This window comes from Halovenus anhuiensis (assembly GCF_037080055.1).
Lineage (GTDB): Archaea > Halobacteriota > Halobacteria > Halobacteriales > Haloarculaceae > Halovenus.
In genome coordinates this window covers 243,119-264,684 of the sequence record NZ_JBAOJI010000002.1, presented here as the reverse complement: position 1 = coordinate 264,684, position 21,566 = coordinate 243,119, and the positions used below count along the sequence as shown (strand labels likewise).

Annotated in this window: 22 protein-coding genes; 13 read left to right on the top strand and 9 right to left on the bottom strand. The window is 63.6% G+C overall.

Annotated features, from left to right (window positions below; translation table 11 throughout):
• Positions 1-184 precede the first annotated feature (184 nt).
• The 5 genes from V8P86_RS07180 (at position 185) to V8P86_RS07160 (ending at position 5,445) form a co-directional block, all read left to right on the top strand.
• Complete coding sequence (locus V8P86_RS07180) at positions 185-1,243, top strand: ATP-binding cassette domain-containing protein (RefSeq protein ID WP_336326569.1); 1,059 nt, start codon at positions 185-187, stop codon at positions 1,241-1,243.
• A complete protein-coding gene (locus V8P86_RS07175) occupies positions 1,240-2,157 on the top strand; it encodes an ABC transporter permease (protein WP_336326568.1) in 918 nt (305 codons plus the stop codon). The genes V8P86_RS07180 and V8P86_RS07175 overlap by 4 nt, the downstream gene beginning before the upstream one ends.
• A gap of 280 nt (positions 2,158-2,437) precedes the next feature.
• Entirely contained in the window at positions 2,438-4,033 is a 1,596-nt protein-coding gene (locus V8P86_RS07170) for a bifunctional N(6)-L-threonylcarbamoyladenine synthase/serine/threonine protein kinase (protein ID WP_336326567.1), read from the top strand.
• Between the two features lie 185 nt (positions 4,034-4,218).
• The gene (locus tag V8P86_RS07165) at positions 4,219-5,199 is read left to right on the top strand and encodes a transcription initiation factor IIB (protein WP_336326566.1); all 981 of its coding nucleotides are present in this window, start codon (positions 4,219-4,221) and stop codon (positions 5,197-5,199) included.
• A gap of 66 nt (positions 5,200-5,265) precedes the next feature.
• Positions 5,266-5,445, top strand: a complete 180-nt coding sequence (locus V8P86_RS07160; protein ID WP_336326565.1) for a DUF7836 family putative zinc-binding protein — start codon at positions 5,266-5,268, stop codon at positions 5,443-5,445.
• Here V8P86_RS07160 and V8P86_RS07155 read toward each other — a convergent pair.
• The 3 genes from V8P86_RS07155 to V8P86_RS07145 all read right to left on the bottom strand — a co-directional run bounded on the left by V8P86_RS07155 (position 5,437) and on the right by V8P86_RS07145 (position 6,838).
• Complete coding sequence (locus V8P86_RS07155; protein WP_336326564.1) at positions 5,437-5,841, bottom strand: translation initiation factor IF-2 subunit beta; 405 nt, start codon at positions 5,839-5,841, stop codon at positions 5,437-5,439. The two genes, V8P86_RS07160 and V8P86_RS07155, sit on opposite strands and share 9 nt — an antisense overlap.
• A gap of 44 nt (positions 5,842-5,885) precedes the next feature.
• Positions 5,886-6,473, bottom strand: a complete 588-nt coding sequence (locus V8P86_RS07150) for an acyltransferase (RefSeq protein WP_336326563.1) — start codon at positions 6,471-6,473, stop codon at positions 5,886-5,888.
• Between the two features lie 62 nt (positions 6,474-6,535).
• Complete coding sequence (locus V8P86_RS07145) at positions 6,536-6,838, bottom strand: cupin domain-containing protein (RefSeq protein WP_336326562.1); 303 nt, start codon at positions 6,836-6,838, stop codon at positions 6,536-6,538.
• A 102-nt stretch (positions 6,839-6,940) separates the two neighbouring features.
• Here V8P86_RS07145 and V8P86_RS07140 point away from each other — a divergent pair, with 102 nt between their 5' ends.
• On the top strand, positions 6,941-7,177 hold the full coding sequence (locus V8P86_RS07140) for a DUF2249 domain-containing protein (RefSeq protein ID WP_336326561.1): 237 nt from the start codon (positions 6,941-6,943) through the stop codon (positions 7,175-7,177).
• A gap of 3 nt (positions 7,178-7,180) precedes the next feature.
• Here V8P86_RS07140 and V8P86_RS07135 read toward each other — a convergent pair whose 3' ends face one another.
• A complete protein-coding gene (locus V8P86_RS07135) occupies positions 7,181-7,819 on the bottom strand; it encodes a helix-turn-helix domain-containing protein (protein WP_336326560.1) in 639 nt (212 codons plus the stop codon).
• 225 nt (positions 7,820-8,044) lie between these two features.
• Between V8P86_RS07135 and V8P86_RS07130 the strand changes: the two genes are divergently transcribed.
• Both V8P86_RS07130 and V8P86_RS07125 read left to right on the top strand, forming a co-directional pair.
• Positions 8,045-8,941: a hypothetical protein gene (locus V8P86_RS07130; RefSeq protein WP_336326559.1), complete on the top strand. Its 897-nt coding sequence runs from the start codon at positions 8,045-8,047 to the stop codon at positions 8,939-8,941.
• Positions 8,942-8,972: 31 nt separating this feature from the next.
• A complete protein-coding gene (locus V8P86_RS07125; protein WP_336326558.1) occupies positions 8,973-9,113 on the top strand; it encodes a hypothetical protein in 141 nt (46 codons plus the stop codon).
• 5 nt (positions 9,114-9,118) lie between these two features.
• Here the strand turns inward: V8P86_RS07125 and V8P86_RS07120 are convergent, their stop codons facing one another.
• Both V8P86_RS07120 and V8P86_RS07115 read right to left on the bottom strand, forming a co-directional pair.
• Positions 9,119-10,132, bottom strand: a complete 1,014-nt coding sequence (locus V8P86_RS07120; protein ID WP_336326557.1) for a DHH family phosphoesterase — start codon at positions 10,130-10,132, stop codon at positions 9,119-9,121.
• Between the two features lie 42 nt (positions 10,133-10,174).
• Complete coding sequence (locus V8P86_RS07115; RefSeq protein WP_336326556.1) at positions 10,175-11,509, bottom strand: hypothetical protein; 1,335 nt, start codon at positions 11,507-11,509, stop codon at positions 10,175-10,177.
• 164 nt (positions 11,510-11,673) lie between these two features.
• Here V8P86_RS07115 and V8P86_RS07110 point away from each other — a divergent pair, with 164 nt between their 5' ends.
• A complete protein-coding gene (locus V8P86_RS07110; protein WP_336326555.1) occupies positions 11,674-13,077 on the top strand; it encodes an MATE family efflux transporter in 1,404 nt (467 codons plus the stop codon).
• A 21-nt stretch (positions 13,078-13,098) separates the two neighbouring features.
• Here V8P86_RS07110 and V8P86_RS07105 read toward each other — a convergent pair whose 3' ends face one another.
• Positions 13,099-14,889, bottom strand: coding sequence for an L-aspartate oxidase (locus tag V8P86_RS07105; protein WP_336326554.1), 1,791 nt, complete (start codon positions 14,887-14,889; stop codon positions 13,099-13,101).
• A 97-nt stretch (positions 14,890-14,986) separates the two neighbouring features.
• On the opposite strand from V8P86_RS07105, the gene V8P86_RS07100 reads away from it, so the two are divergent.
• Positions 14,987-15,373 (top strand): DUF4260 domain-containing protein, encoded by a 387-nt coding sequence (locus tag V8P86_RS07100; protein ID WP_336326553.1) that lies wholly within the window; start codon positions 14,987-14,989, stop codon positions 15,371-15,373.
• Positions 15,374-15,489: 116 nt separating this feature from the next.
• Positions 15,490-15,972 (top strand): Lrp/AsnC family transcriptional regulator, encoded by a 483-nt coding sequence (locus tag V8P86_RS07095; RefSeq protein ID WP_336326552.1) that lies wholly within the window; start codon positions 15,490-15,492, stop codon positions 15,970-15,972.
• Here V8P86_RS07095 and V8P86_RS07090 read toward each other — a convergent pair.
• Positions 15,969-16,985: an amidohydrolase family protein gene (locus tag V8P86_RS07090; RefSeq protein WP_336326862.1), complete on the bottom strand. Its 1,017-nt coding sequence runs from the start codon at positions 16,983-16,985 to the stop codon at positions 15,969-15,971. The genes V8P86_RS07095 and V8P86_RS07090 overlap by 4 nt on opposite strands.
• 459 nt (positions 16,986-17,444) lie before the next feature.
• On the opposite strand from V8P86_RS07090, the gene V8P86_RS07085 reads away from it, so the two are divergent.
• Both V8P86_RS07085 and V8P86_RS07080 read left to right on the top strand, forming a co-directional pair.
• On the top strand, positions 17,445-18,929 hold the full coding sequence (locus tag V8P86_RS07085) for a proton-conducting transporter transmembrane domain-containing protein (RefSeq protein ID WP_336326551.1): 1,485 nt from the start codon (positions 17,445-17,447) through the stop codon (positions 18,927-18,929).
• On the top strand, positions 18,919-21,330 hold the full coding sequence (locus tag V8P86_RS07080; protein WP_336326550.1) for a DUF2309 domain-containing protein: 2,412 nt from the start codon (positions 18,919-18,921) through the stop codon (positions 21,328-21,330). The genes V8P86_RS07085 and V8P86_RS07080 overlap by 11 nt, the downstream gene beginning before the upstream one ends.
• A 40-nt stretch (positions 21,331-21,370) precedes the next feature.
• Here the strand turns inward: V8P86_RS07080 and V8P86_RS07075 are convergent, their stop codons facing one another.
• Complete coding sequence (locus tag V8P86_RS07075; protein ID WP_336326549.1) at positions 21,371-21,520, bottom strand: hypothetical protein; 150 nt, start codon at positions 21,518-21,520, stop codon at positions 21,371-21,373.
• Positions 21,521-21,566: the final 46 nt, after the last annotated feature.

Below are 21,566 nucleotides of genomic sequence, written 5' to 3'. Positions count from 1 at the left end.
TTGACTCCCTTCGTCCCACGAATACTGAACGCCCGTCTGGGCACCCCAATGAACTGGGGGATAACCGGCATTCAGGCTTGCCGGGCCGCCGTGTCCGTTAATGCACATTCACCAGTGGTACTTAAACAGCCTCACGAATTCGAGAAGGGCCTACCTGAGAGTCGATGTGAGGACCCACCTGCAGATGGCATCAGACAACTCATCACCTCGGAAAAATGGCACAGCCTCCACATCAGAGAGCACACTCGCCATCGATGCAGAGAATGTCCACGTCACGTACGAGGACGGAACGGAAGCCGTCCGCGGCGTCAGTCTCGACGTTGTAGAGGGCGAGTTCTTCGGCTTTCTCGGTCCCAACGGGGCCGGCAAGACGACCACAATTCGGACGCTCGTTACGCTGCTGTACCCTACCATCGGGACAGTTAGTATCAACGGCCACGATATCAAAACAGAGCCACAGGCCGTCCGTGAGTCCATCGGTTACATGGCACAAGAGACCAGTATCGACCTCGAACTCACGCCCCATGAGAATCTCCGCATCGCTTGTGAGATGTACGGCGTTCCCAGTGACGAACGGGACGAGCGAATCGAAACACTGCTCGATCTCGTGGACTTACAGGATGTCGCAAACAAGCGAGCAGAGAATTTCTCAGGCGGGATGCAGAAGCGTCTCGACACTGCGACCGTTCTCGTACACCGTCCGCCCGTCGTGTTTCTCGACGAACCGACCACCGGCCTCGATCCCGAGGCGCGCCTCCGGGTCTGGGAGTACTTCGAGAAGATCAACGACCGTGGGACGACCGTCTTCTTGACAACGCAGTATCTCGAAGAAGCCGACCAACTCTGTGACCGGCTGGCGGTGCTCGAAGACGGTCAGATTATCGCAGCGGGGACACCTGACTCGCTGAAGGCTGCCGTTGGGACGGACACGCTCACGGTTACCTTGGAGCGGCCGACTGACCGTCAAAAACGCCGTGCCATCGAGACAATCCGTACTGTCGGAACACTCGACGGCGCAACTGTCGAGTCCTCTCCGTCTGGCCTCGCTGTCCACGTCGCCGATGCCAGCGGTGTGGCTCCGGAGGTTTTCGAGGCACTCGCTGACACAGGAGTCGCGATCAGTGGCTTCGATATCGAGTCTCCGACACTCGACGACGTGTTTCTTTCACTAACCGGAGACGGCAAGGACACCGCTGTCGGGAGCGAGACAAACGGCGTGTCTCCACAGGAGGTGAGTCAATGAGTCCCGCAATTGACGGCGACGAGGATTCCGAATCGTCCGTCACGCAGAAAGCGTCAGGGAACAGTGCGACAATTGATCTTCGGATCAGCTTCAAGCGCTGGCTAGTCAAATCCTCGCGCAATCCATACGTTACGTTCACGTCCTTGATCCAGCCCGTCATTTTTTTCGTGCTGATGGCAGAGGTACTGGGTGCTGTCGTCGGAGGTGTACTGACAGAGACACTCGGTGGGGACGTTCACTACGTAACCTACCTCACACCCGCAATTGTCATCCAATCTGCACTCGCTGCAGCCGCGGTCTCGGGTATCGGACTCGTCGACGACATGGAAACAGGAATGTTCGACAAGACACTCATCTCGCCGATGAGTCGCGGTGCGATGTTCGTCGGGAAGGTCCTGTCAGAACTCGCCCGAATCACGGTCCAGACGCTCATAATCCTCGCACTTGGTTTTGGTCTGCTGTGGGTGAAGACTAGCGCGTCCGTCGGGAGCTACATTCAGACTGGACTGGCTGGGGTCCTGGGCATCGTCGCTGTCACCGTCATCTTCGGTGGTATCTTCATGGCGTACTCAAATATTGTTGCTCTTGTAACACGTGACCGCGAGGCCACGATCATGATCTCGAACCTTCTGACGTTCCCGCTTCTGTTTGTCTCCAGTGCCTTCGTACCCCTGGACGTGTTGCCGAATTGGATTCAGACCGTCGCCATCGTGAATCCGATCACCTACGGCGTTGACGCCATTCGCGCACTGATGCTTGGACAGGACGTACGGACAGTGTTTGGCAGTACGGTATTCGATGGGATCTGGAATACGCTTGTCCCCGCTGTCGCCGTGCTGATCGGATTCGTCCTCGTCCTCGGGTTCATCGCTGTGCGCCTACTAAATAATGCTTCCAAAGTTGAAGTTCAGTAGTATCGCTGTGAACCGGTACCCCGCTGTTGACTCTCGCTGCAGAGACGCTCTGTATCTTCCACGGGGTTTCTGATAAATTCTTGATAGACCGTATTCCTGAGCAATCACGTTCTTTCCTGTACGGAGTTGTTTTAGGAGATTCTAAGATGGGTATCCGAACTGTTCTATGACACCCTGCAGGCGTCTGTCTGCGTCTCGATAGCAGTGGTTCCCCGCCGAACGTCCCCATTCGCCGAACCGAAGTCGTCATTACGGTCGCCCGGCGAGGGAGAGCCAAGCGATGAGCGAGACCGACGTTCGCGTGCTCGGGATCGAGGGAACGGCGTGGGCCGCCAGCGCCGCCGTCTACGACAGCGCGACCGACACCGTCGAGATCGAAACGGAAGCGTATCTCCCCGACAGCGGTGGCCTCCACCCCCGCGAGGCCGCCGAGCATATGGCGGAACACTTGCCCGAGGTGATCGAACGGATCATCGAGGACGCTCGCGAGGAATACGGCGAGGAGCCATTCGACTGCGTGGCGTTCTCCCGGGGCCCGGGACTCGGGCCCTGTCTGCGACTGGTCGGCACCAGCGCACGCGCCGTCGCCCAGCGGTTCGACGTGCCACTCGTCGGAGTGAATCACATGGTCGCTCATCTGGAGATCGGCCGCCATTTCGCTGGCTTCGACGCGCCGGTCTGTCTGAACGCCAGCGGCGCGAACGCCCACCTGCTGGGCTACCGCGCCGGCCGGTATCGCGTGCTCGGCGAGACGATGGACACCGGCGTTGGCAACTCACTCGACAAATTCACCCGCTACGTGGGCTGGTCACACCCCGGCGGCCCGAAAGTCGAGGAGGCCGCGAAAGACGGCGAGTACATCGATCTTCCCTACGTCGTCAAGGGGATGGACTTCTCCTTTTCGGGGATCATGTCCGCCGCGAAGCAAGAGTACGACGACGGGACGCCCGTCGAGGACATCTGCTGTGGATTGCAGGAGACGATCTTTGCGATGCTGACGGAAGTCTCCGAGCGCGCGCTGGCGCTGACCGGCAGCGAGGAACTCGTCCTCGGCGGCGGCGTCGGCCAGAACGACCGACTGCGAGAGATGCTGGCCTCGATGTGCGACCAGCGCGGGGCCGAGTTTTTCGCTCCCGAAAATCGCTTTCTCCGGGACAATGCGGGGATGATCGCCGTCCTCGGCGCGAAGATGTACGATGCCGGCCAGACGATCCCCATCGCGGAGTCGGGCATCGACTCGGATTTCCGCCCGGATCAGGTCGAGGTGACGTGGCGACCGCCGGAGACGACGGTCAGACGCGAGCGCGAGGAGTTCGTCCAGGGCGCAGAGTCGGCGGTCACCATCGCCGACGAGACAGTCGAAAAGCACCGTCACCGCCGCGAGTACCGCCATCCCGAACTCGACGAGCGTCTGCGACGCGAGCGCACGCGGCAGGAGGCCCGACTACTGCACGAAGCCCGCCGTGAGGGAGTTCCGACGCCGCTGATCCGGGATGTCGATACGGGAGAGATGCGGCTGACGCTCCAGCGCGTCGGCGAGCGCGATTTGCAGGACGGACTCACCGCCGACCGGGTCGGAACCGTCGCCGAACAACTGGCCGCACTGCACGACGCCGGTGTCGTCCACGGCGATCCGACGCCGCGAAACGTCCGCGTCGGCGACCGACCGTTCCTGATCGATTTCGGGCTCGGCTACTACAGCGACGACCCTGAAGACCACGCGATGGATCTGCACGTCCTGCTCGGCAGTCTGGCCGGAATCGACGACAACGTCGACCGACTCAGAACGGCAGTGATCGATGCCTACCGGGCCAGCGGTGACGAGGCTGTCCTCGACCAACTGCGAGAAATCGAAGGGCGTGGCCGCTACCAGTAGATTTTTATTCTTTTTGTATACGGTAATCCGTGCTAGCGCGGACCAAACCGCCACCTCAGGCCTTCAAACGGTATTTTAGATGATAACCGGCACGAAAGATTTAAATACGCTCGTGACTAACTACAAATCAAGGAAGCCCGCGTAGGATATTTATAGATTACCTCCGCGGCAACAGGAGACCCATCATGAGTGAATCACAGCGGACAGACGGCCGAGAGCGTACACGAGAACACAGCACCGAAACAGAGACCGAGCAGACCAGCCAGGAGACGGAGGTCTGCCCGGAGTGTAGCGGCAAGCTGGTAAACGACGCCGAGCACGGCGAGACGGTCTGTCAGGAGTGCGGACTGGTCGTCGAAGAAGACGAGATCGACCCCGGACCAGAGTGGCGAGCATTCGACTCCCGCGAGCAGGACCAGAAGTCACGCGTGGGCGCGCCGACGACGAAGATGATGCACGACAAGGGGCTGTCGACGAACATCGGCTGGCAGAACAAGGACGCCTACGGCAATTCGCTGTCCAGCCGCCAGCGCGAGAAGATGCAGCGCCTGCGCACCTGGAACGAGCGATTCCGCACCCGCGACTCCAAAGAGCGCAATCTCAAGCAGGCCCTCGGCGAGATCGACCGGATGGCAAGTGCACTCGGCCTCCCGGAGAACGTCCGGGAGACCGCCAGTGTAATCTACCGGCGCGCGCTCGAAGAAGATCTGCTTCCGGGGCGGTCCATCGAAGGTGTCGCGACAGCCTCGCTGTACGCCGCCGCTCGACAGGCAGGCACACCGCGGTCGCTCGACGAAGTGAACCACGTCTCGCGTGTCGAGCGGATGGAACTCACCCGAACCTACCGATACATCGTCCAGCAACTCAATCTGGAGGTCAAGCCAGCGGACCCGAAAAGCTACGTCCCGCGCTTCGTCTCCGAACTCGGCCTCTCCGAGGAAGTGGAACGACGCTCCCGCGAACTGCTCGACGCCGCCGAAGGGACCGAGGTCATCAGCGGAAAGTCCCCCGTCGGACTGGCCGCCGCAGCCATCTACGCCGCCTCGCTGCTGACCAACGAGAAGGTCACGCAGAATCAGGTCAGCGACGTGGCCGAAATCTCCGAGGTGACGATCCGCAACCGATACCACGAACTGCTCGACGTGGAAACTGACGCCGCCGCCTGAGAGCCCCCGAATACTGAGACGCGTCACAACGTTTTTGTTCGGCGGCAGTGTGTGTGATAGACACACATGGAGGAAACACAGGTCCGCGTTCTCTGTCCCGAATGTGGGAAAAACTGGCAGACGGAACCGACGGAGTTGCCGGAGACGAGTGCGAATTTTCACTGCCCGAACTGTCACGCGAGCCGGCGGCTCTCGGAGTTCATGCGGACAGAACACGACCTCCGGACAGTCAAACAGTTAGGTTGAGGTCGGCGAGACGGCCCCGCAGGCCGTACAGTGCAGCACTTCCGCACCTTGTTCGCGCTCGATGTTGGTATCCGGGAGGCCGCACTCCGAGCAGAGCACGTACTGTTCAGAGTAGGCGTCGATGGCCTCCTGAATCCGGCCGGCATCGAACTCGCCAGTAAACCGTGCCCGACCGCTCTCGTCGATGTGTGCGCTGGTCCCGAGTTCGTCCTGGAGGAACTTCAGCAGGTGTTCTTCCTCCCGGCCGAGATCGTCACAGACCGTCTGGAAATTCTCGAAGACCGTCGCGTGGCCCTCTTGTCGCACATCGGGGTCGGATACATCGAACCGCGTCGAATCGGCGTCGATATCGGGAGTCTGATCGATCCCCCGGTCGAGCATATCATCGTAGTCCATACACGAACGTTGCCGCCGAGAAATAAAAGCCGTCCTGTTCGTCGCTACTCCGGCGTTGCGGGAACACCGCTGACGGTCGTCTCGGGCGGAACATCCTCGGTCACGAGTGAGTTGGCGGCGACCTGTGCGTTCTCGCCGATTTCGACCCCGGGCAGGACGATTGCGCCGGCGCCGATCATCGCTCCCTCTCGGATGTGGACCTCCCCAGTTCGGTACTCCTCGCGCAGAAACTCGTGGCAGAGAATCGTCGCGTCGTAGCCGATGATCACGTCGTCTTCGATGGTGATCAACTCCGGCCAGAACACGTCGGGTGTCGATTCCAGCCCGAAGGCGACGCCCTCACCGATTGTCACGCCGAGCCGACGCAGCAGAATCCGCTTGAGTTTGAGGCTCGGCGACATCCGGCAGACGAGGATGACAGCGTAGTTGATCGCGACACGAAGGGGATTTCTGATCTCGTACCACCGCCCCAGCGAGTTTCCGACGTGGGGTCGCGGGTGGCGGTCGACGCGCTCGCGGCGGTCTTCGCTGCCGTCGCTGTCCGCTGGCCCCGGACTGTCGGTACTGTCCGCTGGCCCTACGCTGTCGTCCCCGACCGTCCCGTCGCCCTCGTCTCGATCCGCTGCTGTCACGAACCTGAGTTCGAGAGGCAGTGACTTCAAACTCGCGACTCTGAGGATTTCGGGGCGGGCGGTCAATCGGTCCGCTGTGCGAGGACGATCAGCGCCTCGCTCTCCTCGACGGCGTACGGCGAGACTTCCCGCTGTCCGTCGAATCGGATCACGTCACCGGCCGCGAGTTCGTAGGTTTCCTCGTCGAGGTCCAGTTCGATCTGGCCAGACCGGAGATAGAGGACAATTTCCCGTTCGGGGTGGGTGTGGGGGTCGACACGTTCGTCGGCATCGAGTGCCAGCCGAATCACCGTCGGTTCGCCGGCCTCAAGCGGCCGGGCGTGCGGTGCTGCGTCCAGTACATCGAGGGATGCCTGTTCTGCCATACGTGGTCTTCGACGCTGGCCGTGAAAGGGACTCGCCCGAATATCTCCCGTCCGAACATGATCGTAGTAACGCACAGGGAACAAAATCCCGAACAGTTGTGTATGAGCAAGATAGAAAACGCCGACCCGGATCGTACGATCGATGTCCGCACAATCGATGGTGCGCCCTTCGACGATATCATGGCCGAACTCGACGCGCTCGACCCCGGCGAGACACTGCTCTTGCAGAGTAGCTTCGAGCCAGAACCGCTGTACGACGTGCTCTCACAGCGCGGCTTTACCCACGAGACCGACCAGATCGAACCGAACCTGTTCAACGTCGAAATCAGCCACGCCTGACATTTAGAGCGCCGATTCCGGCCCAGCCAGAAACCAGTTGACCAGCCGCTGTTCTCCTCGCCGGAGAATCGTACTCGCCGTCGACTTGTCGATATCCAGTCGCTCTGCCAGTTCGGCGAGCGTACACTCCCGCGGTACCGAAAAGTAGCCGTTTCTGACTGCGGTTTCGAGCACCTCGCGCTGGCGGTCGGTCAGAAGCGACTCCGGGTCGGTCCGCGTGACCAGCGACTGGAGTTCGTACGACAGCGGCGAGTCCGACAGCACCGCCTCCAGTTCGTCGAGTTCGTCACGAGTGCCGGTCAGATCGAAGGTATACCAGCCTCGGTCGACGTCGACGGGAAACTCGATTGTCAGCTCTGAGGCTTCGACAAAGTCGTACAGCGCCGTCTGTGTCGTTTCGTACTTTCCGAGTACTCGTCTCGAATCGGCTTCCAGCAGTTCGTACCCCTCGATTGCGCGGTGGTCGTCCATCGCGGCGACGACCCGCCCCGGAGAGTCGCCGACGACCTCGCCGAGTTCGACCGCGCGGTCGTCCATCCGGTACCCCGACAGCAGTCGAAACTCCGTCTGGGGAAACTCCCGGGACAGTTCCGACACCCAGAGATGTTCGGGCAGTTGGATCCGAAACCGCGCGCTAATCATCGCTGACTGGCTCACCTCCTGGGAAGGCTCGGACGGAACAGGAGCGCTGTCTATCGGAGGGCGATCTGGATCGCACTGTAGCCATATTTGCCCTGCTCGCGGCTCTGATATCAACGTACCGGCGACAGCGACGCTCCGGAGTCGTTCTCCCGGCCGTGAGCGACGACCGCCCGGACACCAACATATTGGTGAAAGTCTCACCCACGGTCACTCGAACGATTAGGTATGGAGACTCACAGTCACTCGCGCTCGTCCGTCACCGGAGTCGCGGCGGAACTGCAGCGACGGAATCGGCTCCTGTGTACGGTCGCGCTGCTCAATGCTGTCCTCGCGCTCGCCTTCACGATCCTGATGCAACTGGACGGGCGGATGCTGCTCGGGAGAAACGTCTGGACCAAGCCCTGGAAGTTCGCCGTCTCGATTAGCATCTTCGCCGCGACGATGGCGTGGCTGTTGCCTTCGCTCTCGCTGGGCAAGCGTCTCCAGCGGCGAGTCAGCACGATCATCGGAGCGGCAATGCTGATCGAAATCACGCTCATCTCGATACAGGCGGCCCGCGGCGTCAGATCGCATTTCAACACGTCGACGGTGCTCGACGGGACCGTCGCTGCCGTGATGGGCATCACCATCAGCGTAAACACCGTCGTCGTCGGCTACGTGCTCTGGCGAACCCTCCGGGACCCGCCGTCGCTCGCGCCGGCCTACCGGTGGGGAATCTGGCTCGGACTGTCGCTGTTTCTGCTCGCCAGTCTCGAAGGCGCGCTGATGGTCGTCTACGGCTCCCATAGTGTCGGCGTCGCCCCCGACAGCGCCGGTCTGCCGCTGTTGAACTGGCATTACGAGGGCGGTGATCTGCGGATCGCCCACTTCATCGGCCTCCACGGACTCCAGATCCTTCCACTGGCCGGCTATCTCGGCGCACGGCGGACCGACAGGACTCGGCGCGCGCTTACAATCGTCGGCGTCGTGGCGCTTCTGTACGGGGGACTCACTGCGGTCACGTTCGTTCGGGCGATGCTCGGCCTCCCGTTTTTGGCCCCCGTCCCGACTGCTCCGGCGCTGGGTGGGCTGGTCGCTGCGGTGCTGTTGCCGTGCTGTGGGCTGGTCGCGGTCAAACGGTAGCTCTTTTCCGCCCGACAGCTATGCTCACAGTATGGGACTGTTCAGTGCCATCCGAAGCCTCGTGGTGTACGGACTCGCCTTCGTCGGCCTCGCAGTGATTCTGTTCGTGCTGTTTTCCTACGGCTGGGACGGCGGCCCGCCGGAGGTCAATCTCGAAGCACCCGAGGAGTGACGGGATCACTCCTCTGACCGGAGGTTGAGACAGGCAGATAGCCGGGCAGTCACGATTCCTTCGACGATACCGACGAGTTCGATATTGTCGCCGACAGCATCGGAGAAGATGCCCAGTGGGACCTCCCCGCCGGCCATCTCGCGGTGGCCGCCGGCACTGCCCACGTCCTCGAAGGCTTCGTCGAGAACCCGGCCGATGTGGATTCGTGAATCGGTCGAGCGGGCGCTCAGGTGGATACTCTCGTCGACGATACCGAAGACGATGGCCGTCTCGACACCTTCCAGTTTCGCGAGGTAGTCCGCGGCTTGCGGGAGTGCATCGCGCTCGCTCGTCCGGCCGACGTGGCTGATCAACACTGATCCGCGGATGATCCGATTACTAATCGCTCGACCGATAGCGTCGACCGTCTCGCCAGTCACCGACGGGTTCGACAGTCGCCGGAGCAGCGCGATATCCGCCAGGCCGTGGAGATGGCCGGCCGCGGTGTACTCTGCCTCGGTCGCGCCGCGAAGGAACCCCAGAGTCTCCCGCCGGATCGCAAAGAGCAGTGCCGTCGCCAACCGCTCGTCGGGTTCCATGTCGAGTTCCCGGACGTAGCCGGCGAGAATCGTCGCCGTCGCGCCGATGGATTCGCGATGGTCGATGAACCGCGCCTCGATGTCCTCCGCTGGGTGGTGATCGATGACGATATCGATCGGCGTGTCCTCGGGAACGCGGTTGTTCGATCCCGGCACCGAGTGATCGACGAAAGCCAGAAGCGACTCCTCCGGGCGATCCCGGATGGTCTCGGCGTCGAACGGCTTCAGTTCGATGTCGAGCAGATTGATAAAGGCCCGATTCTGCTGGTGTGAGATGTCACCGCTGTAGAGGATCCGCCGCTCGTCGATCCCCGTTTCAGCGGCGATCCGGCCGAGTGCGAGCGCACTCGCCAGACAGTCGGGGTCGGGGTTGTTGTGACAGACGATAGTGAGTTCCTCCCCGTCGGAAAGCACCTCCTGCAGTGACTGCACGTTCGACATACGGTTTCTACGGAGGCCTCCGGGACAAGAGTACTGGGCGGACTACTCACCTATCTCGCGCAGTTCGTCGTTAATATCCGATCCGGAACTCTCGCCGGGCAGGATATCCCCGAGGGCGGCCCCGAAGGAGGCGACCGTCCAGACGACGCTGATCCGGGCCAGCGCCACCACCGGGTCCGCCCAGTTGTCGACCCGCCCCCACATCGTCATCAGCGCCGCCGCCGTCAGAAAGGAGACGACGGCGATGCCGACCATCCGGCGGGGAATAACTCCGAGAATCGGCTCGTTCACCTGCACGTCCTGTGGGCCGGCCCAGTAGACCAGCGCCAGAATCATCAGCAGGACGAAGATGGTGTTGATGAGGAAGTAGACGGGAAAGACGCCGATCCGAAAGGAGAGAAAAAACTCGGCGATGTCGAAGACGCCGTCCTCGACGAGAAACGGGATAGCGAAGAAGATGCTCCCGACGAAGGCCTCGGCGATATCCCGAGACGTGTACTTCTCGATCCGGTCGCCAAAGCCATCGTCGAGCGTCGCATCGACAGTTTCCCCCCGGAGGCGGTTGACCGTCTCGCGGTCGGCGGAGTCGTCGACGATAGATTCCAGATCGTCGAACTCCCGGTGGATCGCATCGACGAGTGCGCTGTCGCTCATCTCTCGGACCTCCGGCGGGGGAGTTTCGACGGATACATCGCCCGAATCGATCAGTTGTGCTCCCTGCTTGGCGATGGCGCTCTCGACGGCAACGTCCGGCGGCGTGTCGCCTTCCGCGAGGATGTCCCCCAGTCCGGCCCCCAGCGATCCGACCGTCCAGATCACGTTGATCCGCGCGAGCGCCTCGACAGGTGATTGCCAGCCGTCGACCCGGCCCCAGATGGTCATCAGAAGCGTCGCGACGACGAACGAGACGGTGAGTGTCATGACCAGCCGAGCCGGGACAATCCCGAACAGCAGACGAGTCTCGTCTCTGTCCCGACCGGTCCACTCGATCAGTGCGTAGGTCATCACCACGACGAAAAGCGTGTTCAACACCAGGAAAACCGGGATTCCGGCCAGCGTGAACTCGAAGAGATATGCAGCGATGTCGAAGATGCCGTCCTCGACGAGCAACGGTGAGCCGAAGATCACACTGCCGACGAAGGCTTCTGCGGCGTCTCGTCTGTCGAGGTGGCGGACGCCGGAATCGATCAGTCCTCGTTCGTGCGCCTCGACGAGCAACTGCTTGATATCGAGAATCTCCTCGCGGGTCGTGCTGTCGTCTGCCTCCTCACGGAGCGTGATCAGATCGGCAAACAGGTCCTCGATGGTGGCAGCGCCCGTCTCCGCACCACTCACGGTGTGGTCTGTCTCCCGTTCGGCACCTGTCGGTTCCGGCATGCTCTCCGTACGCAGAGGTTGCCGACCGGAGACATATAGATGCGGCGGGCGAGGCGGCCGAAACGCACCCGACTCGAACGATCACGACTGCGCGAACACGATCCCACGCGGTCCGATAACTGGCTGACCGACAGCGAAAAGACAGTCCCAGCCGTGGAACCGATGTGGTCTACGAGCGCGTCGCTGCGCTGTTGGCGTGGGCTGGGGTGATCGACCGTGAGCGGCTGGACCGGACAGTCTCGCTGTCCTGGCCCCGTATCGTCACCGGCTTCGCGATCATGTCCAAGCAGACCGTCGACCTCGCATTGGTCGGCTGGGCGGTCGGGTCGGCGGCGGTCGCTGGTCTCGCATACGCCTACGCGTACTGGACACTCGGCAAGTTCGTCGGCATCGGCCTCGCGGGCGGGGCCGTCGCGCTGGTCTCACAGAACTACGGCGGCGACGAGACCGGCCGCGCCTCGCTGGTCGTCAAACAGGGCGTCTGGGTCGCGCTGGCGATTGTCGTCCCGGTCGCAGCCGTCTACGCCGTCTTCGCCGAGCCGCTAATCGGCGTCCTCGGCTCGGAGCCGGTCCCGGTCGGCCACGGCGTCACCTATCTCGTCATCGTCGCGCCCGCACTCGCCTTCGAGTATCTGAATCTGCTGATGAGTCGGACCTACGCCGGCGTCGGCGACACCTTCACTCCGATGGTCGTCCGGGCGACCGGCGGCGTCCTCAACATCGTCCTGAGTGTCGCCTTTATTCTCGCGGGAATGGGCGTCGCCGGCGTCGCACTCGGGACACTCATTTCGACGGCAGTCGTGACGGTCGTCCTCGGCTGGGGCGTGCTCGGTGGCACCTATCCAGTTCCGGGTATGCAGGCCAGCCCGGTCACGTTCAGCTTCGGCGGCCCGCAGCTCGACCGCGAACTCGGCACGCAACTGGTCACCGTCTCCGCGCCGCTGATCGCCCGCGGCATCGGCGAGATGGCGATCATCTTCCCGCTGCTGTGGATCGCCGGTACCTTCGGGCCGGTCGTCGTCGCGGCCTTCGAGGTCGGCCGGCGCGTCCGAGACTTGCTCGTCAGCTTTAGCTGGGGCTTTTCGACCGCGTCGAGTACGCTCGTCGGACAGGAACTCGGCGGCGGTGACGAGGCCGAAGCGGCCGCCTACGGCGGGGCAATCGTCCGACTATCGTTTCTCGTCCATCTCGCCGCCGGCGCGGTGGTCTTCCTGACAGCACCGTGGATCGCGCAGCTGTTCGTCTCCGGGCCGGGGGAGATTGCGCAGGCGGCCGTCTTCGTCCGGGTGAGTGCCGTGGCGGCAGTGCTTCTGGGAGCCAACGGGGCCGTCGTCGGGGCGCTTCGCGGTGCCGGAGACACGCGCTGGCCCTTCGTCGCCACCGTCGTCGGCCAGTACGCCGTTGCGCTCCCGGTCGCTGCGGCGGGCCTCGTCTCGCCGCTCGGCGTCGCGGGACTGTACGGTGCGCTCGTTCTCGGCGCGGGCGTGCCGGCGATCATCAACGTCTGGCGATATCGGAGCGGTCGGTGGAAAGTCGTCAGCCGCGAGTACCGGCCGAGCAGTCACTGACTGGGCGGGCCAGCCAGGAGATTATTCGAGCTGGTGGTAATCCAGTTCGTGGCCCTCGTCGAGTGCGTCCTGAACCTCCTGGCTCGGGCTGTCGACGGAGTCAGTGTAACTGCGCATCCGGCCGACGTCGGCCATCTCGTAGTAGATGTTGCGCCGCCAGTCCCCGTCGGTCTCCGGGTAGTCCGTCCGATGGTGTGCGCCGCGGGATTCGGTCCGTTTTCGCGCTCCCCGGAGCACCGCTTCGGCCGCCGTGAGCATGAAGCCGATATCGACGGCGTGCTCGAAGGAGTCGCTGGTGATCGGACCGACCGTCAGATCGGTCGCCTGCCGGCGGAACTCCGCCAGTTTGTCCAGCCCGGTCTGCAGTGAGTCCGCGTCGCGCAGGATACCCGCGTGCTCCCACATGAGATTCTGGATGCCGGTGAACACCGCCGTCACGTCGTACTCACCGTCGCGGTCGGCCAGTCGCTGTAGGTCGCCGAAGTGCGGTTCGGCAATCGAGCCGACGATGCTGTCGGGCAGTTCGCCGGGGCCGTCGACACGGTCGGCGATTCGCTCGCCGGCGACGACGCCGAACGCAACTGTTTCGGCTAGGGAGTTCCCGCCGAGGCGGTTCGCGCCGTGAACACCAGCCATCGTCTCGCCGATTGCGAACAGTCCGTCGACGCTCGTCTCACCGTGGCTATCGACGGCCACGCCGCCCATGCCGTAGTGGGCCGTCGGCGCGACTTCGACCGCTTGCTCGGCCATGTCGACGCCCAACTCCGCAAAGCGCTCGTACATCCGCGGCAGGCGCTCCTGGATGAACGCGCTGTCCTTGTGCGAGAGGTCGAGATAGACGCCGCCGTTGTCGGTGCCGCGGCCCTCGGCGACCTCCTTGGCGATGGCGCGGGCGACGACATCCCGGGCGTCGAGTTCCATCTGGTCCGGCGAGTATCGCTCCATGAACCGCTCGCCGTCGCTGTTGTAGAGTCGGCCGCCCTCACCGCGGACTGCCTCGGTAACGAGGCGACCGCTCCACGGTTCCCACTCGGGGTCGTCCTCGTCGACGGCCATCCCGGTCGGGTGGAACTGGACGAACTCCATGTCCATCAGTTCGGCTCCTGCTTCGTAGGCCAGCGCCGGGCCGTCAGCGTTGTTCTCGTCGTCGCGGGAGGTATGGCGGTTGTAGATCGCAGCGTAGCCACCGGCAGCGAGCACGACTGTTCCGGCGTTGATTAGGACGAGGTCGCCGCTGTCCATGTCGTAGCCAGCCGCACCGTAGATCTGGCTGCCATCGGAGAGCAGTTTCGTGATCATCACGTTCTCGCGGTAGGGAATCTCCAGTTCCTGTGCGCGGTCGACCAACGCCGTCAGCATCGACTCGCCGGTGTGGTCGCCGGCGAAGGCGGTCCGGCGGAACGACTGTGCGCCGAAAAAGCGCTGATCGATCTCGCCGTCCTCCGTGCGGGAGAAGTCCATTCCCCACTCGTCGAGTTCGCGGAGGCGGTCGGGCATCTGCTCGGTGACCGTCTCCACCTTGTCGGGGTCGTTGACGAAGTGGCCCTCGTTGAGGGTATCGGCGGCGTGGATCGCCCACGAGTCCTCGGGGTCGTGGGTCCCCAGTGCGCCGTTGATCCCACCGCGGGCCCACGTCGTGTGGGCGTCGCCGTGGCCGCGCTTGCCCAGAACGAGCACGTCATCGACGCCGCGCTCGGCCAGTTCGATGGCCGTTCGGGCCCCGGCCGCACCGGCCCCGATCACCAGCACCGACACGTCAACGCGCTCGTCTGCCGGGACTGGGCTCTCCTCGGTGGAGTCTGTTTGAGACATACCTATGCTAGGGGCTGGACACTGATTAAGCTCACGCGCGCGTGCGCGGGAATCTGGGAACGTAGATTTACGTCTCCTCCAACAGATCTGCAACTGTATGGAACCACGCATCTTGCTGCGACTGGAGGGGCTTACAGTCTTCGCGCTGGCGTTGGCTGCCTATTTCACGCTTGGCGGACCGATCTGGTTGCTAGCCGTTCTCGCGTTGGCACCGGATCTGGCGATGGTCGGCTATCTCGGCGGCCCCCGCGTCGGCAGTTACTGTTACAACGCTGTACACACCTACACGGCCCCGCTTGTGCTCGGGAGTGCGGCGCTGTGGGCCGACAGCCGCATTGCGCTGCTGGTCGCGCTGATCTGGGCCGGCCACATCGGGGCGGATCGACTCGTCGGCTACGGCCTCAAGTTCGAGTCGGGATTCAAAGACACCCACCTCTCGACCCAGCCAGCCCCGGTTGCAGCCTTCGAGACGGCCGAGGAATGATCGACGCCCGGCGTGTCCACAACACCGGCGGGTTCGACGCCGATCTGTGGGTGCCGAGTCGGGATGGCTGTTCGGGAACGTACAAAAATAAAGTAGCTTGCTCCGGACGTACAAATATGGGTGACGAGGACATCGACGAGGTAGATACAGCCATCCTGTACGCACTGCAGGAAGACGCCCGGAATCTGTCCTCGGGGGATATCGCGGAGCGAACCGGAACCTCCGATAGCACCGTCCGCAAGCGGATCCAGCGGCTGGAGTCCGAGGAAGTGATCAAAGGGTACAGCGCCGAGGTCGACTACCAGCAGTCGGGCTATCCGCTTCGGATGCTGCTTTTCTGTACCGCGCCGATCCCCGACCGCGGCGAGTTGATCGACGAAATCCTGGCCATCGACGGCGTCGTCTCGGTACAAGAACTGGTCACGGGCGAACAGAACCTTCTCGTCACCGCTGTCGGCGAGTCCGACGACGATATCACGCCCGTCGCACAGGAACTGCTCGATATGGGACTCACCGTCGCCGACGAGGTTCTCGTCCGAAGCCACAAGACGACCCCCTTCGGCGAGTTCGACCCCGAGACCCACGCCGATGAGGATTAGCTGACGACGCGTTTCACGTCGCGACCAGTCGCACGCCGGACGACCGACTCGATGGGATTGTCCGTTCCGGCAAGATTGTGCGAATCGCCGTCGAGAACGATCAGTGCCGCCCGCCGACCAGGTTCGATAACGCCGCAGTCCAGCCCGGCGATTTCGGCGCCGGCCGTCGTCGCCATCCGCAGCACCTCTCGCGGTGTCACGTCGAACTCCCGTTCCGTGTACGCCATTTCTCGGAACATCGACGGCGGATTGAGCATCACGTTGTCCGTCCCCAGCGCCACGGTCGTGTGATCGAGCAGTTCACGGATCGGCGGTCGTCCGACCTCCAAGACGGAGTTCGTTCGCGGACAAGCCGCGATCGGAACCGACTGCTCGGCGACGCGGTCGAGATGCTCCTGCTCTGCGTGAACCATGTGGATGAGCAGATCCGGCGCTAAATCGAGCGCCGGGTGGATGTCCGTCGCGTTCGGTTCGCCGGCGTGGATGGCGAAGGGCATGTTACGCTCCTCGGCCGCCGCGCGCTCGGCCGAGAAATCGTCGTCGTTCGCACCGCTGGCTCCGTATCCGTCGGCGACATCGAGGACCGACGGCGGGCCACTCCCGAAGATGAACGGCTCGGCACCGGTTCCCTCTCCTGCCTCGCGGAGCGCTCGTGCGCCCTCGACGCCAAATTCGCGGAAATCGAGACAGGAGACCGTCCCAGTCTGAGACATGTACCGGAGCGTCCGCCGCATGGCAGTCACGAGTTCGTCTCGGTCGGCAGCGGCCAGTCTGCGGTGTTTCAGGCTGTCCGGCGGGACAACTGCCTCCTCGAGTGAGAGTCCAACGGCGGCGTCTTTCGCGACCGAATCGCCGAGATGGGTGTGGGCATTCACGAACGCTGGTAGTACGATATCCGTCGAGTCCGTCTGCTGCTCCTCGACGGCCGTGATTCGGCCGTCTTCGACGACGACCCGACCGGAGAGCGCCTCGAAGGACTCGCCGGCGAGAATCGTTCCCGTGAGTTCGTCCATGTATGCACCGTGTTCGCCGTCACAAAATGCGTTTCTGTACGCCCAGTGCCGAACAGTTCGGTCGTCTCCGGAGGCGCACTCGAACGCACTCCCGGGAACAGATGCCATCGTGGCTCGGCCCAACACGCCCGCCACCGAACACCTGTGGTCGAGAGCCCTGCCAAGACGTGCAAGGGCGAAAAACCACGAACTGGCCCAAATCCCCATTTTGTAGCTGTCTCAGGGCTGCTCGCCGGAGCGTGACTGATCACCACGCCATCTCTTCTCACGAGACGGATCCGCATAATAGGACGGTAATATAATCAATATGGTACCGAAAGGTGTTCCTAGAGAACAATCTGGTAAAATAGATAGATTTAATAGTCAATCTGTTCGTACATAGAGTAGAGACGATCGAGAGCTGGGCTACGCTGGTCGTAGCAGAGTGGTGGTGCAGTAATCGGTCATGGACGAACAACGATGTCAGGACAACAGCAGACGACGACGGTCGGACAGCTTCCCTCCCCGGGCAGTAACAGCGAGCGCGTACCGGCCGCGCTGACACGGCTCGTCTGGGTGCTGTGGCTCGCGAGCGTCGGCGTGCTGGCGGCGACTGTGCTGCGGGGTGGCTGGGAGCTCCCCGGCGTGGCGGTCGTCGACGGACTGACGGCCGTGATGTGGGTGACGGCCACCTTCTTCAGCGGGATCATCCACAGCTACTCGCGGCGGTACATGGCCGGGAGCAAGACGATCGATCGCTTTTTCGGTCGCGTGTTCGCGTTCACGCTGGCCGTGCTGGCGCTGGTCGCGGCCGATCACCTACTCCTGTTCGCAGCCGCGTGGCTGGCGATGGGGCTGCTGATGGCCGAGTTGATCGGCCACGTCGAGAACTGGCCGCAGGCACAGGCCGCCGGTTCGCTGGCTCGCCGCTCCTTCCTCGGGAGCACTGCCGCGCTCGGGGCCGCCCTGCTCGTCCTCTGGTATCACACCGGCGCGACGGCTATCTCGGAGATTCCGTCGAGTCTCGGGGCTGCATCGACGCCCGTCGTCGTCGCCGCCGCGGGCGCGCTCCTGCTGGCGGCGATGATCCAGTCCGCGCTCGTCCCCTTCCACACGTGGCTGCTGTCTTCGATGACCGCCCCGACGCCGGCCTCGGCGCTGATGCACGCTGGCTTCGTCAACGCCGGCGGCATCTTGCTGATCCGCTTCGCGCCGGTCGTCACCGTCGAACCGGCGGTCATGCTCGCAATCGTCCTCGCTGGCGCGGCGAGCGCCCTCCTCGGAAAGCTTCTGAAGACCGTCCAGACGGACGTGAAGGGGAAACTCGCCTGCTCGACGACCGGCCAGATGGGTTTCATGATCATGCAGGCCGGTCTCGGTTTCTTCGCCGCTGCGCTCACCCACCTCATCCTGCACGGCTTCTACAAGGCCTATCAGTTCCTCGGGTCGGGCAGCCAGATCAGCCAGCAGAGTCCGACCAAAACCCCAACCACGGGGTCGACTGGTCCCGCTGGCGCTGCTGTCGTGGCCCTCACCGCCATCGCCGGTGGCCTCGTCTTCGCCGTGCTGACCGGCAAAGGGATGAAACTGGACTCTGGCCTGCTGCTGGCGATGCTCGTCGTCCTGACGGTCCTGCACGCTGCCCGCGACATCGTCGCCCAGGCTTCGCTCCCGGCGACGGTTCGCTACGGCGCGGTTCCGGCGGTCGCCTTGCCTGCGATTGCCGTCTACGGCGTCGTCTACCGCGGGATCGAGGGCATGCTGGCCGGCCTGCCGGCCACCGGGCAATCGGCCGAACTGACGGTCGTGCACGGACTGGTCGGTGTCGCCTTCCTCGCGGCGTATCTCGCCGTCGAGCGCGGCGTCTACACACGCAGTAAGCGGCTGTACGTCGCCATGCTGAACGCGACCCAACCACCGACGGACACTCAACTGACGACGACGGAGGATTACAATGAGTACTGAATCTGCAATCGAAGACTGCATCGACTCGGCGGCCGACTCGGTCGGATCGGTCTGGCCGCTGCACTCCTTTGTGACAGCCAACCCCCTCGCTGGCTTCGAGGACCGGCCGTTTCACGAGGCCGTCGCCGACGCCGAGGACCTGCTCGGCGGCGACGGCTATCCGAGCGCGGACGTGTTCCGACGCGCCTCCGAAGCCGACAAGATCGATGCCGAAATCCTCCGCTCCGAACTGACCGCCCACGGCTACGACGACGACATCGAGGCTTCGCTCGACCGCATGGCACAGATGCAGTCGACCGACAGAACGGAGACGACGCCGACCACGGAGCAGGTCGACGCGGTGCTCTCGAAGTGGCTGGCGGCCTTCCTCGATCAGGGACAGGCGAAATGGCCCATGCCCAACCGCGAGGACGGCTTCTACGAGGCCTTCCGATCGGTGGCGCGCCACGACGGCGCACTCCCCGACAGCGACGCCCTCGCCGACCTCTCCGACGACCCCGCCGATGCGATCCGCGAGCGCGTCGCCGAGTATCCGGCCGACCACTGGGCGGACATCTTCGAGTTCCAACTGGCAGCGCTGCCGGGGTGGACGGGACTGCTCAAACAGCGCGTGGCCGACAACGACGCCTGGCAGTCCGCCTATCCGATCACACTGACCGGCTATCTCGCGGTTCGTCTCGCGCTCGTCGAGCAGTTCGACGCGGCGCTGTCCCCGACTGAGACAACCGACGACGATTCTAGTGGAGACGACGACAGGCCGCCGCTTCCGGAGGTCTGGCTGACTGCGTGGGAGAGGAGTTACCGGGCGGAGTTGACCAACGAGGTCGCTGCGGCGAGTGCGTCGCTATCCGAGGATCGCACCGAAAAGCGCCCGGACGCGCAACTGGTCTTCTGTATCGACACGCGCTCGGAGGTCATCCGCCGCCACATCGAGGCTGTCGGGGGGTACGAGACCCACGGCTACGCCGGCTTCTTCGGCGTCCCGATGCGTCACACCGGCTACGACGCCGAGGTGTCCGTCGACGCCTGCCCGCCGATTCTCGACGCCCAGCACCACGTCACCGACCGCCCCGCTGACGCGACCGACAGGGCGGAGTTCGACCGCTGGCAGAGCGTCCTCACCAGCGGGAAACGCGCAATCAAACGGCTCCGCTCGAACGTCGCGACCGCGTTCAGTTTCGTCGAGAGTACCGGCGCGGGCTACGGGGCCGCGCTGGCCGCCCGGACGCTCTCGCCGGCGCGCGTTCACAACGTGCTCGATACCGCCGAGCAGCGCACGCCCGACGACCACGAGTTCTGTGAGCCGGCAATCGATCACGACCCCGACGCCGACGGCGACCTCCCCGCGGGACTCACCCTCGACGAGAGAGTCGAGTACGCCGCGACGGCCTTCGAGTTGATGGGCTGGGAGCAGTTCGCCCGCATCGTCGTCTTCGCGGGCCACGCGAGCGAGACGGCGAACAACCCCTTCGACTCCAGTCTGGACTGTGGGGCCTGTGCCGGCAACCCCGGCGGCCCGAACGCACGCGTGCTCGCGAGCATCTGTAACGACGACGCCGTCAGAGAGCGTCTCCGCGAACGCGGCATCGAAATTCCTGACGACACCGTCTTCGTCGCCGGCGAGCACAACACGACCACCGACGAAATCGAGTTGTACGACAGTGCCGTGCCCGAGACACACCACGAGGAATTCGACCAACTCCGCGATGATCTGGAGACTGCCCGAGCTAGCGCGGCCGCCGAGCGCGTAGGAGAAGACGCCGAGGAGTCGGCAGTCCGCGAGACGGAGCGCCGGGCCGCCGACTGGGCGGAGACCCGTCCGGAGTGGGGGCTGGCCGGCAACGCCGGCTTCGTCATCGGGCCGCGAGAACTCACCGACGGTCTCGATCTGGACGGGCGTTCCTTCCTCCACTCCTACGACTGGCGGACTGATTCGGAGGGCAACGCGCTGGAAGCGATCGTCACCGGGCCGATGGTCGTCACGCAGTGGATCAACACCCAGTACTACTTCGCGACGGTCGACAACGCCACCTTTGGCAGTGGCTCGAAGATCACGCACAATCCGGTCGGCAACGTCGGCGTCTATCAGGGCAACGGCGGCGACATCATGACCGGCCTCCCGCTACAGTCGCTGATGAGCGCCGACGACGAGCCGTACCACCAGCCACTTCGCCTCTCGACGGTGATTCACGCGCCCGTCGAGCGCGTGACCGAACTGCTCGCCGACAACGAGGCGGTGGCCGAACTGCTCGACAACGACTGGCTCTCGCTGACCGTCGTCGATCCGACGCAGGATCACCGTGCCTTCCACTACGACGAGGATCTCGAATGGACGCCGCTCTCGGACGGGCCGGTCCCGACCCCGGCAGACACTGCCGAACCGGTGGCTGCCGACGACTGACGGCCCGTCCGGGGCTCTCGGCGAGAATCAGTGCCAGCGGTCAGAGATACCGTCGCCCGGCGTACACCGCGGCGAGACCGACGACGAGCAGGATGACGGCACCGAGGATCATCACTTCGGGACCGAGCGCCGCCGAGGAGGTTTCTGCCGATTCGGAGTGATTGTGACCGCTGTGCAGGAGGACCCACATAGGCGCCTTTCGGCCGTACGCACGAAAAACGATTTCGGACGGGTAG